The following is a 16,575-nucleotide window of genomic DNA, read 5'->3' as shown; positions in this document are numbered from 1 at the left end:
TCGATCCTGCATCAAGTCGCCGACGTTGCTTCGGTGTGTGCCCGCGCACGCCGGACACGAATAGCAACATGCGTTTGAGTGTCTTTCGCGCCACTCCACCTTCACTGTCTGCTGTCCTCAGTTCGGGACGCCACAAGAATGGTTGGTGCGCCTAGCCTCCCGTTAAATGCTACGGCGCCTAAGCCTCATTTCACCCAGCTGTCGCGGTAAAACTCATCAACACGGTCAAGTCTGGTCCGGATTTCTCTCTCACTGCTGCGGACACCCGTCCCAAAATCCATCAACGTCACATCATGATAGCCTTTGCGGATGTACTCGCGCGCTTCTTCAAAAGCAGATCTGCTGGTTTGATGTTTTGTCGTTATCTCGCTCATGCCTGCTGCATATGAGACTGTAAAACGTGTCAAAGTTGCATTCCTATTCTAGGCAAGACGAAAAACCCGCCGCGGCACTGGGCCGGGCGGGCATAGGTGTCTCTACGCTTGGGGTACTAGGTAGACACGCGAGCGGGGAGGCGGTTCCGTGAGCCTCAATCCGCCCGCCGCATCTGCGCGCCGCTGCGCTGTACGACGTCGTTCATGCCCCCTTGCCATATACCCCATCCGGCACGCCGCCGCCCTGGATCTGCCCCATGCCGTTGTAGGCTTGGGGTGGATGTTCTGAAATTGGCTGGCGAAGGGCAGCGGGCGACCTCAACTGATCAGACCGTTTGAGAATTCGCGCGGTTGGTCGCACTGACCAAGCTATGCGGTGAGGGTATGCAGGCGGACGATTTATCGAACGAACCGCGATAGCTGATGACGCACGTTCCTTATTGGCTCCAACGATGAGTACGGAACCGGTCGAGGATCCCTCACACGCATCCCGGGCCGTGCTCTCCGACCAGATCTGGAAACGTCTCGGGAACCTGCTCGCCACTGCCTACGCGCAGGAGGATGCCGAGCTGGATGCTGCGGGGCACTTCGCCGACCTGCTGGCCAAACTCGACATCGCGTTTGGCGAAGCACGCAGCCGCGATGAGGCTGAGTTTCAACGGCAGTTCCTCACCGTAGCGCCGAGCCTGCGAAGGTTCGCCATCTCGCTCGCACACGACGTCACGGCAGCCGACGACCTCGTGCAGGATACACTCCTACGAGCCTGGAGAAATCAATCTAGTTTCCAGCCCGGTACGAACTTCGAGGCTTGGACCTTCACGATCTTGCGCAACGCCTTCTACTCGGGGCGTAGAAAGCATCGAAAGGTTGAGGATGAGGACGGCAGCTACACTGCCCGGCTCGCCATCCCGCCCGACCAGGCCGGGCGCCTCGACCTTCAGGACGTGCGCACCGCCCTCGACCGGCTCGCGCCGGTGATGCGGGAGGCGCTGGTGCTCGTGACGATCAAAGATCTGAGCTACGATGAAGCCGCTGTGGTCATGGGCTGCCAAGTCGGGACCGTGAAGAGCCGCGTCTGGCGCGCCCGGGATCAGCTCGCACGGGCGCTCGGCTATCCGGCTACCGAGATCGGAAGTGACGGGGTGATGCTTTCGGCGCTCGGCGGATCAAGCGAGGTCGGCAGGTGAGTCAGGATCCGTGCGCTGCGTGTCCGGTAGAGCCCACGATCTCGCACGCTGAGATCCGGGAGCGCGCCTACGATCTGTGGGACCGGAACCACCGGCCCGTGGGCTACGATCTGCACTTCTGGGTCATGGCCGAGCGTGAGCTGAAGGCTGAGCGGCGGGTGGCGCAGACGGGAAGGCAAGTCGAGATGGCATGATGGCCATCACCATTGACGGTGTCGCGCTCCGGGCACGTACTCGCGGTGCCGAGACGACGTCCGCTTATCCGGGATCGGCCACCTACGGACGCAGGATCATGAGCGAAGGCATCGTCCCGCTACGCAGAAGAGGCGAGAAGCGTACTTCGCTCGACCGGGTCGATGTCGCTGCGGTGCAGCTGCTGGCTAGTGGCCGGGCGACGAGTCTGCAAGCGGCGCGGGGTGAGGTCATCCTCGCCGACATGCGAGCGCAGCGCGATCAGATGACGGTGGTACTCGCGGATGTGCGTAGCCGCGAAGCGACCGGCGATCCTCAGATCGACGACGCCAACGTGAACCTCATCACGGCGATCAACTATGGCATCGTGCAGATCGACGTATTCATCGCGCGTGCACAGGTCTTCCTCGCGGAGATCGCTCAATCGGGACTGACCCAGCCCGGGGCACCGGAATAGACCTTGGCCGATGCCTAGTGCCGGTAGCGTTCGGCGAGGGCCATGAGCGCCTGGGCCAGCTCCGTCAGGTTGGCCGAGGCGGTCTCGACCTGCCGGGTGCCGGCCGCCGTCTGCTGGCTCGCCTGCCGGATGTTCTGCAGCGCGCCCATCACCTGCTCGATGCCCATCTGCTGCTGGTTCGTCGAGGCGATGATCTGCTGGAACACCTGTGCGCCCTCCTCCACCCGGGCGGTGATCTCCTCGATGGTACGCTGCGTCGTGTCCGAGCGGGTCTTGCCGGCCGCCGCGCGCTTGACCGCCTCCTCGGTCAGCATCACCGAGGTGTTGATGCCCCGCTGGATCTCCCCGAGGATCCCGCGCACCTGTACGGTGGCGGCCTTGGCTTGATCGGCGAGCAGCTTCATCTCCGAAGCGACCACCGAGAAGCTGCGTCCGCTCTCGCCCGCCGCGGCCGCCTCGATGGCGGCGTTGAGCGCGAGCAGGTGGGTGCGCTCCGAGATATCGTTGACCGTCTCGATGATGTCGCCGATCGTCTGGGTCTTCTCCGACAGGCTGACGATGTTGCCGGCCACGGCCTCGGCCTGCTCGCGGATCGCGTCCATGGCCTTGGCGGTGTCGGAGACCGCACGCAGGCCCTGGCGGGAGGTTTGGGCGGTCGCCTGGGCGGTGGCGATCACCTCGGTGGCGCGCTTGGCCGTCTGCGCGCCTGACTGGGTAATCTGATCCATAGTGGCGGCGGTCTCCTGCACGGCGGCGAATTGCTGCTCGACGGAGGCTGCCTGTTCCTGGGCCGAGGCGCGGATCTCGGCCGCGGCGGCGTTGAGGTCGGCGGTGGCGGCCCGGTTGGTCCTGGCGAGGTCCGAGAGCCCAGCCACCATCGCGTTCAGGCTTCGACCCAGACGGCCGATTTCGTTGTGCCCACCTTCACCGAGCGTATGCGAGAGGTCGCCCGTCCCGATATGCTCGACGAAGCTCATCACGCGCACCAGCGGCCGGACGATCAGACGGTTGATGGCGATCCCAATCGCGAGACAGATCAGGAGCGTGATCAGAGTGCCGCCCCACAAGGCGATACTCGCGTTGCGCTCAGCCAACGCGACCCGCTCATTCAGTGCCACGCGAGCTTTCTCATTGAGTGCTTCGATGGTCGCGAGCTTCTCCCGCAGGGCATCAAAGAGCTGCTTGCCGTTTCCCTCAGCCTCGATCCGGACTGCGGCAGGGCGTGTCGCTGGGTCGGCTGCGCTGCGTAGGGCAGCCTCACCTACGTCAGCTTGCCATGTACGGGCGGCTGCCACCGCATCAACGAGCAAGCGTGCCGACACGGTATCGTTGCCGATCAAGGTTCCGAGACGGTCGATCGTCTCGTCCAGAGCAGAACGCCCCGCGCGGTAGGGTTCTAAGCTGCTCTCTCGCCCAGTGAGCAGGTAGCCCCGCAGCCCGGTCTCTTGGTTGAGCATAGCGGCCCGGAATGCATCCAGCCCGCGGATCACCAGTGTCACCTGGCGGCGTTCTTCGGTCGCTTCGTGCAGTCGATTGAGCGTTGCCAAAACTGCGCCGCTGCTGAGGACCGACACCAGCGCGATGACGCCGATGGCACCGCCCAGCGTGCGGTTCAGGCCAAACGTGTTCGGCATAGTCAGCTCTTCCCGGACAGATCCGTGGACAGCATCGTGCGACTGCCGCAGCGATGATAGCCTCGCCCATAGCGCTCAAGGCGAATTGGAGCGAGCAGTACCGCGCTCTCCTGCTCGTCGAACCACGCTATCGACGTTCTCGCGCAAGCGCGGCTATCGGCTTTGCCGGAGCAGTTCCGACGCTTCAGCCTACGTTACTCAGTGCCAACCGAGGGTGCGGGGTTCGCAGGCACGATGGCTTGGATTGAAACCCATGCTAAAGCCCCGCCTCTTCCCGCTCGCGCGCCCGAGGCGTTCGCGACACCACAAGGCGTGCAGCGGGCGAGCACGTGACGACAAGTGTTCCCAGGCTAGTTCCCTGGGTCTCGCCCGTGAAGCCTTGGCCGGGCGGTCATGTGAGGGTCGGTGCGGCGGGGGAACTGGGCACCGCGAGCGCCGGCCCATGGCCTGCAAGTTAGCGGTGGCTGTCAGAACGTAGACCGAGCACGTCCAAAACCCGATCCCATGCAGCCACATCCTTGATGGTGTCGCCCTTCTCCAATGCCGTGATCGTTTCGGGATCTACCTGGGCCAGCGCCGCCAGGGTCTCGATCGAAAAGGCACTCCGGATGCGGGCAGCATGGGCTTGCACGGCCAAGGCGGAAGCCTGGGACGTGGGTTTGTCGTGTTGAGCACTCATGGCCGAGCGGTACGGAACCGCCCCGCGCGAAGTTTCACAGCTGCAAGATTTTCCGAGGATCCGCGTATAGGACCCGCGCGGGTGGTGGGCTTTAGTCCAGGGCCTGCGGGTGCGGCTTCGGCTCCCCGGTGAAGTACCGCGGCAACCTCGGGCAGCCGTCGTGGGTGCGCCGGTGCGCCATGGCGACGGTCCCTTGCGCTGCGTAGGATCCCTGCGTGTGCACCCGCCCGTGACAGGCCGGGCATCGCTTATCGGCGGCACGATGTTGGGTATGTGCCTCGATCAGCGGCATAAGCCGCCACGCACCGTCGATCCGCACCTCGCAGGTGGCCTTGTCGAAAATCGCCATGGCCGGTGGGTGCCATGAGGAAGCGGCTGTCACCAGCGCGCGATCGACACGGTAAGGCGTGAAAGAGCCCGCCCGTTGGGGGCAACCGGGCGGGCTCCTGGCTTCACCCGGAGTTTGTCACGGCGGACCGAAGCCAAGATGCGATCTAGCAGCAGTCATGCCGCGCGGCGAGCAAGGCCTTGGCTGAGCAGTTGCTTAAGTGTGGGCACGGCGGGGGAGTTGTACACCGCAAGTACCGACCCACGACCCCCTATTGCAGACGGGACGTACCGATGTTGGCGCGGATCCAGTTGGGCGCCAGGATGTCGCCGGCCTCGGTGATGATCCATGGTTTTGCACCCTCCATGTCGATCGCCTCGGCTGCTGCGACCAGCGCCGCGCGCAGGGTCGAGAAGCTACGAGCGTCAGCGACATGGGCCGGGGCATGGCCGGGCCACACGGTGAGTTCGGCGGGCTTGTTGAGGTCGGAAAGGGTCATGGCTTTGGTCGCGCGTGAAGGGCGGCTGTTGATCAGGCGGTCCTCGGTCCCGGTCGGGGAACACGCACTTCGACCATCTGTCCGGTGAGCGGATTGAGGATCAGCATGGCTGCGTATCTCCGGTGGGTGTGCCGGTAGAACGTCGTCACATCGCGGTGGGATCAAGGCGATCCGAGCAATTGCGCTGAGTTGGTGAACCGTTCGTTTACTCTGCCGCCACGGCGGTCAGTAGGCGGTTGGAGACGCTCTACGCGTAGGGCCCGCCGAACAGGTCGCCGAGCGCCTTCCGCCGGAACAGGGTGCGCCACCGACGCCGCTGGTGCTCCGGCCGGTCGTGGATCATGTGGCACCGCTGGCAGAAGGCCGCGAGGTTGGCGTCCGCGTTGTTCGAGGTGTCGTGGTCTCGATGGGCGGCGGCCAGAACCACCCGGGTCCGGCGCACCCGCCTGAGGATGTCGGCCTCTGCCACGATCCGGATCCGACGGCCCCAGCCGTCGCCCCACCGACCGGCATCCGCATCCCACCAGCGACCGTCGCCGAGGTGGTAGACCATCCGCCCGTGCGGCCGCCCGCAGCCTTCGCAGCAGCCCCTTTGCCCGGCCATTGATCATTTCAGGTCTAGCGACCGAGGCCAGAAAACAGCGGTCCGAGCTATGCGGAAAAAGCTCTGTCGGCGTTCGGCAGGTCGAGCAGGCCTAATAAATATGTGCTGCTTTGTCGCAGCCGTTAACGACTGATAAATCTAACTTGGATCAGACTGCAATTCTGGGTCGTACTCAATCCCGGTTAGCTCGCCTTCAACTAGGAAAGTTGATGATCAAGCGCCCACGTCGGGTCTGCAAGCCACTTAACCGGAGTGATCTCAAGCCAAACCAGTTGAATGCTAACGTTCAGGCTGCCTTTCAGCCGATCGAAGATCTGCGCACAGGCGAAATCGTCGGCTACGAGGCGCTCGCGCGGCTCATGCGCGGCAACCAGCTCCTTCCGCCGGCGGACTTCCTGTCCAGCCTGCCACAGGACGCCGTCACCGAACTGTTTCGCACGATGCTCGGGCAAGCGGTCTCGCTGCGGCAGAGCTTGGCGGGTGATGGTCCAGGTCCCTACGTCAGCGTCAACGTCGAGGTGCCGCTGGTGCTCGCGGATGGGTTCGTCGATCTTCTGCGCGACGTACTCGATCAGCACGCCTTCAGTCCGCACGGCGCAGTGGTGCTGGAGCTGTTGGAAGGCCACGCAACCCCGGATTATGCTCGAATGTCAGAGCGCCTGCAGGCCATCCGTGCGCTCGGCATCCGCATCGCACTCGACGATATCGGCAGCGCCTACTCGTCCCTGATTAATCTACGCGACCTGCCCGTCGACATCATGAAGCTCGACCAGTCGTTTGCGCGAGGGCTCCGACAGCAGCCCCGGGACCTACACTTCGTGCTCAGTCTACAAAGCCTAGCTCACAGCATCGGCAAGCGGCTTATCGTCGAGGGCGTGGAGACGGCTGAGATCCGCGACGCCTTGCGCGTGCTCGGGGTCGATCTCGGGCAAGGCTACGGGATCGCACGGCCGATGCCTGGAGCGTCCGTCGCATCATGGATAGCGGCACGGCCGACGGTGGGCATGGAGATGGACCGGACGCCGACGTCGATGCTGGGCGCCTATGCAGGCCACCTGCGCGTGGTGGAGGCGTGTCGGACCCTGATGGGTCAGCCCCTACCGGTGGCTTGGAAGGATGCATCGAAGGATCCGCATGCCTGCAGCATCGGGGTGTTCTTCGACAAGCACGACATGCACGACACCGCGTTTGGATGCGCACACAAGCGCTTTCACGAGGTCATGGCGTTGTACGAGGCTGACCCGGCCGGCTGGCACGATGGAGCCGAGGGTTTTCGGCAGGAGATGGAACGGGCACTGGCGGATCCCTCGCAACGTTTCCGCTGCGACGCCGTCGCCGCATAAGCCAGAGCGTCACAACGGTTCGGGCAACGCCGTTCTCGATCAGCGGCTGACCCCTGACCCCATTACTCCCCCGTTACTCCTTATCAGCGGCTGACAGGGACGCTCGGGGTGCCTTCTCTGGCAGCTTTTGCGATCAGGGCTTGTGCCTTGCCCTGTGCGCCCAATTCGGGCTGACGTCGTGCGCAGAGAGGCTGACGTCGGGAGGGTTTTAGGACTGCATAGATGACCCACCTTCCTCGCCGAGCGAATTTGGCAGGAGGTGGGTTATGGGGCTGCGGTGCAAGCGCTGTGGGAGTGAGGAGCAGGTCAAGAACGGGCTGATGCGCTCCAAGCAGCGGTATCGGTGCAAGGCCTGTGGGCTGAACTTCACCGACACGCCCGCTCGCGGCAAGCCGCTGGCGATGAAAGCCACCGCGGTCCTGCTGTATGTCAGCGGCTTGTCGATGAACCGCACCGCCAAGCTGCTGGGTGTCTCGACACCCACGATCCAGGCCTGGCTGGAGCAGTTCGCCGCCGCCTACGCGCAGAAGCCCGAGCCGGAAGGCCGGGCTGTGGTGATCGAGCTTGATGAGATGTGGCACTACCTGAAAAAAAGTCCGAGCCGCTCTGGATCTGGAAGGCTTGGGATCGTGCTTCAGGGCAGTTGGTGGACTGGGAGTGCGGCGGTCGTGACAAGGCCACGTGCGAGCGCCTGATCGCGCGTCTCACATGCTGGCGCACCCGGCTCTACTGCACCGACGATTACGCTGCCTACACCGTGCTCCTGCCGCTCGGGCAGCACTATACCGGCAAGGACGAGACCCACGGCATTGAGCGGGACAACGCCCGGCAGCGGCATTGGCTGGCCCGCTTCCGACGCCGCTCCATCGTGGTCTCGAAAACCAAGCGCATGGTGGACGTCAGCCTCGCCCTGTTTGCCCGCTTCGCCGGGAACAGCAGGATCAGCGACCTTTTATCTATGCTCGCCTAAAACCCTCGACGTCGGCACGCGCGGTAGCTCGGTAGCCGCCCCTCTCCTGATTACAAGGGGCGGCTCGGGCTCAATATCAACCGTGTGGCTTGAACACGACCTTGGTGCAGTTGTCGGTCTTGTCTCGGAACATGTCGTACAGCGCTGGGCCGTCCTCCAAGTTCGTGGACCGGTGGCTGATGATGAAGGACGGGTCAATCTCACCCTTCTGGATACGCTCCATCAGCGGCTTCATGTACCGGACCATGTGCGTCTGGCCTGTCTTCAGGGTCAGTCCCTTGTTCATCAGAACGCCGAGAGCCACCGGTCCGACCGGCCCGGCGAATACGCCCGGCATTGAGACGTTGCCGCCGGGGCGACAGGCCAGGATCGCTTGGTTCAGCGCGAACGGCCGCTCCAGGCTGACGGTGTGCTCCATGATGGCGGAGGACACCTTCTGAAGCGTGGTGTCCGCCCCGTGGGACTCCATCCCGACCGCCTCGATGACCGAGTCTGGCCCGAGGCCATGGGTCATCTCCATCAGCGTGTCCTGTACGTTCTGGTGGGAGAGGTCGATCGTTTCCGCACCAGCCTCCCGGGCCAGCGCCAAGCGCTCGGGCACGCTGTCGATGGCGATGACGCGTTTGGCCCCGAGCAGGTAGCAGCACTTCACGGCGAGCACGCCGACCGGGCCGCAACCCCAGATCGCGACCGTGTCCTCCGGGCCAATGTCACAGTGCTCGGCCGCTTGGTAGGCGGTCGGAAAGATGTCGCTGAGGAACAGCACCTGTTCGTCGGTGAGGCCCTCTGGCACGACGATGGGACCGACGTCGGCGTAGGGCACGCGCAGGTACTCGGCTTGGCCGCCGGCAAAACCACCGGTGATGTGCGAGAAGCCGAATAGACCCGCGAGCGGGTAGCCGTAGGTCTCCGCCTGCATCTTGCCGTTCGGGTTGGTGCGCTCGCAGCAGCTCCAGTTGCCCCACTTGCACTGCCGGCATTCGCCGCAGCAGATCGTGAACGGCACCACGATGCGATCGCCGACCTTGAGCTTCTGGTTGTCCCGCCCGACCTCGATGACCTCGCCCATGGTCTCGTGACCGAGGACGTCGCCGCACTCCATGGTCGGCATGAACCCACCCATGAGGTGGAGATCGGAGCCGCAGATCGCGCAGGCAGTGACCTTGATGATGACGTCGCGCCCGTGCTCAATCTTCGGATCAGGAACGGTCTCGCAGGTGATCTTGCCTCGGCTCTGCCATGTCAGCGCTTTCATCGAACCCGTTCTCCCGCAGGTCAAACCTGCAGGGATATCCATCCGTACGTTGTGCTGTTCCCGGGCATCGGCCTCTTTCCCGCTGCCGTGCTGACGAAGCGCTCCGTTGAGAGCGGAAAGCCCGACATCGGCTCAGCCACTCGCCACCTCAGCGCCTTCTCGAGTTTTGAGTGTCGGCTGAGCGATCTGGCTGTGGAAGGGTGTTCCATGAAGCTGGAACATGCCGATGGCGAAGCTGGTTTCTCGTGGATCCCCCTACCGCCCACCGAGACAGTCGATGGTCCGTGTTTCTCTCTCCCTGAGCATGGCCGTCGCCCTGCTTGCCTCTGTAGCGCTTGCCGCACCCGTGCAGGCTCAGACCAAGCCCGGTGAGATCAAGGGGGTCGACGCGATGGGCGACAAGGATCGCAGCGCGCAGGATGGCTGGAGCCAAGCGCCGGTGCCTCGGGAGGAGTCGGCCGCCAAGGATGCGCCGAACCCCGGCGGCCACTCGACCGCAGAAAACAAGGATCGGCCGGTTCCGGCTGCGAACCCGACCGGTGACTCCGCGCACGATCCTCAAGCCCCATTGCCGAACCGCACGGCGTCACCATCGGGCACCAATTCCGCCGAGCCCTCAAAATAGGGCGCATACTTCCGCTCAGGCGCGACGGGCCATTTCGAGCTTCCGCGCACTACCGCCCTTCGAGGTTGGAGACAGTCGATGAAGTTCTACTGGGGACCGCATACTTGTGCGATCGGCATTCACATCCTGCTGGAGGAGATCGGCAGGCCCTACGAAAGCGTGAAGATGGACGTAGCCGGCGGCGCTACGCAGCAGGAGCCGTTCAAGTCGATCAATCCCAAGGGCAAGGTGCCGACCCTCGTGGGAGATAATGGGACGGTCATGACCGAGTACGGCGCCATCGCCACGTGGCTCGCCCGCACAAACCCAGACAAGAGGCTGATCCCGGCAGATCCTGAAGCCGAGCGGTGGGGCTTCGAGATCATGGACTACGCGATCGGCACCCTGCACCTGCAAGGGTTCGGTCGGATCTTCAAGACGGAGAACTACGAGCCGCAGGACATGCTGCACCAGACGCTCAAGCTCGGCCAAGGCTCGGTGAAGGAGCAGGGCCGCGAGATCATCGATCAGGCTCTGACGATCCTCGATCGGCAGATGGCAGACCGCGCCTACGTGGCAGGCGATGCCTTCACGATCGGCGATACCGCGCTGTTTTACGCAGAGCGCTGGGCGCCGCAGCAAGACATCCCGCTCCCTCCAAACCTCGCGGCACATTTCGAACGAATGGCTGCACGGCCTACAGTGGCTCGGGTACGCCAGATCTGGGGGGAGGTGTAAGGCTTCGGCCTATGCCTAGGTTTCTAAGTCGAAGCCGCGCCACTCTGACCATGAGGTTGGAGGAACGCTCAATGACGCCCAGGCCGGGCCGATACGTAACCTGGCTCAACGGGTAAGATGGAGTTGGTAGCTTAGCAGGCGCGCGGCGATTGAGGCGGAGATCCGCATAGTTATGTGCATTCCTTCGGGATCACTGACGCCGCGCCCGTTCGGCCTCTTCACCCACCACCGCCTCAACGGCCGCGATGACGTTCTCCAACTCGGCGACCTGGCGCAGAGCACTCCCGGCCGGCAGTCCATCATGCTCGGCCATCGCGATGATGAGCGTGCGCTGGTGCGCCTTCCGACGTTCGAGGAGGGCGTTGAGCTTGTCGGACATCGGGGAGGCTGTAGCGGCGCTCACAGAGCCGGGCAACCTGAGTGCAATTGACTCGCTCCACGCGCCCTGATCAATCATAGGGGTGCCAGCAGAAGCCTACCAAATCCACGCCCTGCTCATGTCGCCGCCGGACGCTTCGGTCGTCGTCGGTCAGATGCCGGAGGAAGGGCGCGCGCACCTCGGCGCGAGGCTGCACAACGTCTACCTGTCACGAGAGTCGCTGGTGAAGATCAGGGCACGGCATGCGGACATCGACTATTTCGATCTGACGTGGACGCCGGAGATCCTGGCTCACGGCACCCTGGTTGCCGAAGATCCGCCTTCGATGTCGATAGGAACCATCTACACGTTCGCGCGGACGAACCGGACTTTCAGAGCCGTCGTGAAGCTGTCGGGCACGCGCTGCGACATGTGGCTGACGGCATTCTACCGGATCAATGCGAAGCCGATGCTGCGCTACCTCAACAGCCCGTTGGTTCTGCGGAGAGCGGATCGGCGGCTGTGACGGGCGGCCCGTAAGCCGCCCGCCAAGCCCAGCGCGGTGGGGCCTGCCAGGTAACCCCACATTGCGAACCGATGGGGCGGTAAAGCGTCCATCGTCCTACGGCCGGCAGATCTCAGCCCTTGCGAGCTTTCACCGTGTCGCGCGCCGTTCCGTACAATCCCACGTAAAGGTTGCACGTCGGTGGTCAAGGCTGGTTAACGAAGGGTTGTGACAGAGGCGCCGCGATGCCGCTTGGGCAACCATCCGCGCCAGCCTTTGAACCGGAAGCCCGCACGGGTATTGGATACCCCATGGTCGCCGACGCACCCGCACCCGATGCCGGCTCTCTCCTCCGAGAGATCGTCAGCATGCGTGCCGAGGTGGCCGAGATGGTGAGGCGAGAGCAGCAAGCCGAAGGCCTCGCCTGCGAAATGCTTATGCGCCTAGAGAAGCACTGGAACCGGATGCGCGACGACAGCGCCCGGCTGGCGAGCGGCGTCGACCAGATCCGCGGCGATCTCCCTCTAGGAGAAGATCGGATCCTAGCTGCTCTTGCGAAAGTTCAGACTCGCATTGCTCGGGACGGGCCAGGGAACACCTGATGCGCTACGCCTTCTTTGCCCTCGCCGCTGCCCTGCCCGTCTGTACGGGTGTTACCGCAAGAGCGGACACGCTGGCCGACAGCAAGCTTCGTCAGCTCAAGGGGTGCCTAGACACGAACCTCAAGCAGTTTCTTCCATCGGGCGACAGCGCCGACATCTTAAGCAAGGCGGCGCTGGGGATCTGCGGCGACATCGTGGAGGAGGTCGTCGAGGCCGCGATCGTCGACATCAAGCGGGAGGCAGGTACAGATTTTCGACCCTCCGATGCGAACTACGCCCAATCGTACCTGACGAAAAAAATCAACGGCCTGATCTACACCTACACGGTGAAGTTCAAGGCTGTCGGGGGTCCGACGACCCTGACGTTTCCGGAATCGGATCAGGACTAGGCGCGGGCCTACGAACCGAGACACCCACCCAACGGCGGCGTAAGGGCGATCCATGATGCATCTCGACAGCCGCGCTTCCTGCGCCCATTTTGGTAGAATGCGCTACGCCCTCGCCGTCGTGATCTTCACAACCGCCACGATGGCGCAGGCCGCCGTATCGCCCTCCACCCCAAATCTGCAACGATCATGGGGCGAGGCTAATGGCGCCTGCCAGGGGAGCACCGACCCAGAGGGTTTTGAGACGAAGATAGCGTGTCAGAAGCGTGATTTTATTGCTGGTCGGTTAGTCGAGCGCGGCTTCTGCTACGGCCTTAAGAGTCAAAGCACGGCGCAATATCGTTGGCACAGATGCACGCAAAACTCGATGCGCGGTGACGACTAGCCTTGGCCGTAGTTCGCCGCCTGTACGAACTGCCTTTCCTTCAGACGATCTCTCAAATTGCTGGCAATCTCACGGCTGTCTCCGGCGTTCTGGAAAATCATATCGCCATGAAAATGGGACTCGGCCGTTGAGGTGCTGGTGTTCCGGTTGTCGTTGCTGATTGAGGCCAACCGATCTCTCTGCGCTGAGCTAGACTGAGCCACAACAGCCGCAGCACCGATGCGGGCAGCGGGAGGAGTGTCGCCGTACATCAGAGACGCCATCGGCTTCCGGCGTTCATCTGAGGGGTCGGCTAGAATCTCGGGACGGCGCGGGCCGGCTTGGATGGTAGATACATCCTGGTCACGCTGCTTTCGCTCTTGCTGTAAGCGTCGGAGATTGGCGAGCCGCTTTCGGATTTCACCCGCAGGATCACCCGGCACCTCAAAACCAGCTACGCCTTCCCCAAGGGCTCGTTCGTCACTCGTTGCACGTTCGATCCGCTGGAAAACAGCCTTGTGCGAAGTCTCGGCCTCCTGTTTCCAATAAGCCTGTTGCACCTCTCGATCCGTCCACGGCTTGCCCATTTTGTCGGCTAAAGCCTTGAGGCCGGAGAACCGCTCGCGACGGCCGAAACGGTCGTGCCACTGTGCGGTGCCACCGCTCGGGCCGCCGTTGTCATTCGGGTTGTAGGATCGCGGATTAAGATTTGGACCGCTCTCACCCTGCATCATAGCGACCATCGCCTCGGCCTTGCCCAGTGGGAGACCCATGCCACCCTTGTCTTTATCGCGCTGGAAGAAGTCGAGCCACGATTTGACGTTCTCGCGTCCTTCTGCAGACGTGGCGCCCCGTCCGACACCGACGCCCCCGCTGGCAACGGCGTCATCAATCGCAGCGTTACGGCGCCGGCCGGCGCGATTGGCTCGCGTGCGGATGCCGCCGCGACCCTCATCAGCCTCGGCCTCGCCGCCCCCAAAGAACCGCTTGACGCCATTCCAACCGCGTCGGACGGCGCCCCGGAACCGCTCGCGGCGGTCGATGCCCTCCTTTTGAAGTACCGCCTGGTCCGGATCCTTGGAGGCCTCCTCAGGCGTCTGGAACCCATGCCCCATCGCGGCGGCGCCGATCGCCACTGGCAAGCCCACGCGGGCCATAGCGGCCAATAGCGACGTGTCCCCGATGACGAGCGCGTTCCGGATCGCCGCGATACCAACGAGTACCTTGGCGACCTTGCTGGCTGCCCATAGGCCGAAGAAGATCTCCGCGACGCGGGTCCAGCCGCCGACCGCCTGCGCGGCGCTGTTGGCGCCCTGGATGAAGGCCTTGATGCCCTTGCCGACATCGTCCCACGGGATCTTGCGCAACTCGGTCGCGAACTTCGTCACCTCGCCCACGATGTCGTCCTTGAGCCAGTCCTTGTTCAGGTCCAGCCAGTCGGCGAAGCGCTTCATCAAATCCGTAATGACCGGCGTGAGAGCCGTGCTGATCTTCCGCCCGAAGTCCGTCACCCGGTCGGACAGATCCTCGTACTGCTCGCCCAAGGCGCGTGCCGCATCGGAGTCAGCCTTGGACACGAGCCCGGCCTTCTGCGACCGTGACAGGGCCTCCTCGACGGCCTTCCTGCCCTTCAGCAGCAGGTTAATGGTGGCTTCGCTGTAGCCGGCCTGCTTGAGGAGGAAGCTCGCCGTAGAGGCCCCCGCCTTCTCGGCCGTGCCCTTGGCCGCCTCTGCAAGGTCGCCGAACGACTCCTCCAGCTTGCCGTTGAGCCGGATCTGCTGGCCGCTGATACCCTGCAACCGGGCGAACGGCACGAGGGCCGACGCATTGCCCGAAGTGCGCAGCTCGTTGAGGGTATCTGAGAGCTGCTGGAACGAGGCGGACCCTTCACCCGCCGTGCCGCCCGCCCGCTTCACAGCGTTGTCGAAGGCCGCGATCCGTTCGGGTGCGATCCCGAGACGGTCAGCCATCCGGCCCATAGCGGCGTCGGCCTTGCCGATATCGGTTACGAACTGGCCGACCGCGCGGCCCCCGGTGAAGATGGCGAACAGTTTTAGGGCGTTTCGGCCGAGCCGGTTTAGCGAGTCCGCCGCCTGGTCGTGCGCGCGGGCGACTTCCTTGGCGTGCCGCTCAGCCTCCTTAGCTGCCGCCCTCTCGTCCTTTTCGATTTGCTTGAGTGCGTCTCGATGGGCCTTGGCCTCTTGCTTGGCCGCCTTCTCGGTCTCGCGCGCCGCCCGGACCGCCGCTTTCTCCTGAGCGAGCGCGGCCTTCTCTATGTCCTTCTGACCCTGGATCGCCGCCTTGGCCGCCTCGCGCTGGCCCTTCGTAAATTCCTTGGGGTCCAAGCCCAAGGTCACGATCAAAGCGTCCACAACCGTAGGCATCTGCGTGTCCTTAAATCTTCAGCTTTGAGCAAGAAAGTGTCGTGAACCACTTCCCTCTTGGCGTCTCGCTCTCAAGCTCATGGTAGGAGTTGGTAATATACCAAATGCCGCAGGCCGGCTTGAGGTCGCTCTGTACTTCGACGCTTCCACCGTACTTGAACGATGCGTTGTAAAGCGTCGTCACCTCGATGCCGCTGGCCGTGAACCGTGGGTAGCCTCGCATGCCGGTTTGCGGGCTGATCTGAGTGGAGGCGCCTTGCCGCGAGCCATTCTTAGGCCAGATCGCGAGCGTGCCGTTCTCGATGTACCAATTGATCCCGGCCATTCGAGCCAAGGACTTGATCTGCTGACGCGCCGAACTCGGCAGATACGGGTTCATGACCTTGCATTGAACGTCGTTGTTCTCCAGCGTCAGCCCGGCCATGTTGGCGAGTTGGCCCATGAGCTGCGCAACGTCGGTCGACCCCGCGCGGCTGGTCGGCTTCGCCTCGGCAACGGCCTCGTAGACGCCAGCCAGTGCGTCGACCCGTAGCGCGCCCAGCGGCTGCTCGATGTCGGCGAAGGAACGGATGATTGTGCCTTTGAAGCCGATGCCGCTCTGACCACCCTTTTCGCGGGGCATAATCGTGATGGTGTTCTGGCCGATGGCATCCGAGTTGTACGGCATCTGCGTCAACTGGTTCAGCAAGGTCAGCGGCAGGCCGTAGATGCTGACGGTCGCCTTGCCCATGTCGGGCGAGCCGGCATTCTCAATTCCACAGAGAACGCGCAAGCCACTCAACTTCGCGGTGTTGCCGCCGCCCTGAAATTCACCGTTCGAAAGCGAGATCGAAACGTCAATGTATTTGCGCGAGAACGTCACGGCCTAGGTCCCTGCCGTGGGCGCCGGGCCGGTGCCGTGGGTGTGGCCCTGTAGATCAACCTGATCACCGGTCCCTTGACCGGCCGTCATGTTGCCGGGCGTCGTGATGTTGCCCTTGCTGTCGATGATCGCGCCATTGAGGTTCCAGCCGGACGACGAGCTAGTCAGAGTGTTCTTGTTGCGGTCGGCGCAGTCGATGCCCTGATCCGTGAACATGAAGTGCTGTTCGATCGGCTGAGACTTGCGCGGG

The 16,575-nt window shown here is 63.5% G+C and carries 20 protein-coding genes and 1 pseudogene; 10 read left to right on the top strand and 11 right to left on the bottom strand.

The features are described from left to right. Positions 1–185 precede the first annotated feature (185 nt). Positions 186–374: a hypothetical protein gene (locus BLQ49_RS29260; RefSeq protein ID WP_143012326.1), complete on the bottom strand. Its 189-nt coding sequence runs from the start codon at positions 372–374 to the stop codon at positions 186–188. Positions 375–826: 452 nt separating this feature from the next. On the opposite strand from BLQ49_RS29260, the gene BLQ49_RS26150 reads away from it, so the two are divergent. The 3 genes from BLQ49_RS26150 to BLQ49_RS26140 are packed head-to-tail and all read left to right on the top strand — an operon-like array spanning position 827 to position 2,210. Next, positions 827–1,561 carry a sigma-70 family RNA polymerase sigma factor gene (locus tag BLQ49_RS26150; RefSeq protein WP_091721840.1) on the top strand — a complete coding sequence of 245 codons (735 nt, stop codon included), beginning with the start codon at positions 827–829 and terminating at the stop codon, positions 1,559–1,561. After that, a complete protein-coding gene (locus tag BLQ49_RS26145; RefSeq protein ID WP_091721837.1) occupies positions 1,558–1,755 on the top strand; it encodes a DUF2934 domain-containing protein in 198 nt (65 codons plus the stop codon). The genes BLQ49_RS26150 and BLQ49_RS26145 overlap by 4 nt, the downstream gene beginning before the upstream one ends. Further along, the gene (locus BLQ49_RS26140; protein WP_143012325.1) at positions 1,752–2,210 is read left to right on the top strand and encodes a hypothetical protein; all 459 of its coding nucleotides are present in this window, start codon (positions 1,752–1,754) and stop codon (positions 2,208–2,210) included. Before BLQ49_RS26145 ends, BLQ49_RS26140 begins: the two co-directional genes overlap by 4 nt. A 14-nt stretch (positions 2,211–2,224) precedes the next feature. Here the strand turns inward: BLQ49_RS26140 and BLQ49_RS26135 are convergent, their stop codons facing one another. From BLQ49_RS26135 to BLQ49_RS26115, 5 genes and pseudogenes are all read right to left on the bottom strand, one after another. Next, entirely contained in the window at positions 2,225–3,844 is a 1,620-nt protein-coding gene (locus tag BLQ49_RS26135; protein WP_091721831.1) for a methyl-accepting chemotaxis protein, read from the bottom strand. A gap of 454 nt (positions 3,845–4,298) precedes the next feature. Next, on the bottom strand, positions 4,299–4,481 hold the full coding sequence (locus tag BLQ49_RS26130; protein WP_143012324.1) for a helix-turn-helix domain-containing protein: 183 nt from the start codon (positions 4,479–4,481) through the stop codon (positions 4,299–4,301). 133 nt (positions 4,482–4,614) lie between these two features. Next, positions 4,615–4,872, bottom strand: coding sequence for a hypothetical protein (locus tag BLQ49_RS26125; protein WP_091721826.1), 258 nt, complete (start codon positions 4,870–4,872; stop codon positions 4,615–4,617). Between the two features lie 250 nt (positions 4,873–5,122). Next, entirely contained in the window at positions 5,123–5,350 is a 228-nt protein-coding gene (locus tag BLQ49_RS26120; RefSeq protein ID WP_091721824.1) for a hypothetical protein, read from the bottom strand. A gap of 247 nt (positions 5,351–5,597) precedes the next feature. Further along, positions 5,598–5,942: pseudogene (locus tag BLQ49_RS26115) on the bottom strand (hypothetical protein); the annotation flags it as partial. A 221-nt stretch (positions 5,943–6,163) separates the two neighbouring features. Between BLQ49_RS26115 and BLQ49_RS26110 the strand changes: the two are divergent. Together BLQ49_RS26110 and BLQ49_RS26105 are read left to right on the top strand one after the other, a co-directional pair. Further along, entirely contained in the window at positions 6,164–7,297 is a 1,134-nt protein-coding gene (locus BLQ49_RS26110) for an EAL domain-containing protein (RefSeq protein WP_091721821.1), read from the top strand. Between the two features lie 266 nt (positions 7,298–7,563). After that, positions 7,564–8,267, top strand: a protein-coding gene (locus BLQ49_RS26105; protein WP_208859119.1) for an IS1 family transposase whose coding sequence is annotated in 2 segments (ribosomal slippage) — positions 7,564–7,888 and positions 7,888–8,267 — 705 coding nt in all. Because the reading frame shifts where the segments join, the coding sequence is not laid out codon by codon here. 76 nt (positions 8,268–8,343) lie between these two features. On the opposite strand, the gene BLQ49_RS26100 is transcribed toward BLQ49_RS26105, so the two are convergent. Then, entirely contained in the window at positions 8,344–9,522 is a 1,179-nt protein-coding gene (locus tag BLQ49_RS26100) for a zinc-dependent alcohol dehydrogenase (protein WP_091721814.1), read from the bottom strand. 226 nt (positions 9,523–9,748) lie between these two features. Between BLQ49_RS26100 and BLQ49_RS26095 the strand changes: the two genes are divergently transcribed. Both BLQ49_RS26095 and BLQ49_RS26090 read left to right on the top strand, forming a co-directional pair. Continuing rightward, on the top strand, positions 9,749–10,147 hold the full coding sequence (locus BLQ49_RS26095; RefSeq protein WP_244507768.1) for a hypothetical protein: 399 nt from the start codon (positions 9,749–9,751) through the stop codon (positions 10,145–10,147). A 78-nt stretch (positions 10,148–10,225) separates the two neighbouring features. Further along, complete coding sequence (locus BLQ49_RS26090; RefSeq protein ID WP_091721807.1) at positions 10,226–10,864, top strand: glutathione S-transferase family protein; 639 nt, start codon at positions 10,226–10,228, stop codon at positions 10,862–10,864. Positions 10,865–11,054: 190 nt separating this feature from the next. Here the strand turns inward: BLQ49_RS26090 and BLQ49_RS26085 are convergent, their stop codons facing one another. Continuing rightward, a complete protein-coding gene (locus BLQ49_RS26085; RefSeq protein WP_091721805.1) occupies positions 11,055–11,243 on the bottom strand; it encodes a hypothetical protein in 189 nt (62 codons plus the stop codon). 82 nt (positions 11,244–11,325) lie between these two features. On the opposite strand from BLQ49_RS26085, the gene BLQ49_RS26080 reads away from it, so the two are divergent. The 3 genes from BLQ49_RS26080 (at position 11,326) to BLQ49_RS26070 (ending at position 12,718) form a co-directional block, all read left to right on the top strand. After that, positions 11,326–11,748, top strand: coding sequence for a hypothetical protein (locus BLQ49_RS26080; protein ID WP_091721802.1), 423 nt, complete (start codon positions 11,326–11,328; stop codon positions 11,746–11,748). Positions 11,749–12,038: 290 nt separating this feature from the next. Then, positions 12,039–12,329, top strand: a complete 291-nt coding sequence (locus BLQ49_RS26075; RefSeq protein ID WP_091721800.1) for a hypothetical protein — start codon at positions 12,039–12,041, stop codon at positions 12,327–12,329. Beyond that, positions 12,329–12,718 carry a hypothetical protein gene (locus BLQ49_RS26070; RefSeq protein WP_091721797.1) on the top strand — a complete coding sequence of 130 codons (390 nt, stop codon included), beginning with the start codon at positions 12,329–12,331 and terminating at the stop codon, positions 12,716–12,718. The genes BLQ49_RS26075 and BLQ49_RS26070 overlap by 1 nt, the downstream gene beginning before the upstream one ends. Positions 12,719–13,096: 378 nt before the next feature. On the opposite strand, the gene BLQ49_RS26065 is transcribed toward BLQ49_RS26070, so the two are convergent. From BLQ49_RS26065 to BLQ49_RS29895, 3 genes are all read right to left on the bottom strand, one after another. Beyond that, positions 13,097–15,463 (bottom strand): phage tail tip lysozyme, encoded by a 2,367-nt coding sequence (locus BLQ49_RS26065; RefSeq protein WP_091721794.1) that lies wholly within the window; start codon positions 15,461–15,463, stop codon positions 13,097–13,099. 10 nt (positions 15,464–15,473) lie between these two features. After that, positions 15,474–16,325, bottom strand: a complete 852-nt coding sequence (locus BLQ49_RS26060) for a baseplate hub protein (RefSeq protein WP_091721791.1) — start codon at positions 16,323–16,325, stop codon at positions 15,474–15,476. A 3-nt stretch (positions 16,326–16,328) separates the two neighbouring features. Next, positions 16,329–16,575 (bottom strand): hypothetical protein (locus BLQ49_RS29895; RefSeq protein WP_167627789.1); only part of this gene is annotated, 247 nt, incomplete at its 5' end.

The organism is Methylobacterium phyllostachyos (genome assembly GCF_900103445.1).
Taxonomy (GTDB): Bacteria; Pseudomonadota; Alphaproteobacteria; order Rhizobiales; family Beijerinckiaceae; genus Methylobacterium; species Methylobacterium phyllostachyos.
Note: the sequence above shows the minus strand (reverse complement) of the source record. Positions and strands in the feature narration are given on the sequence as shown.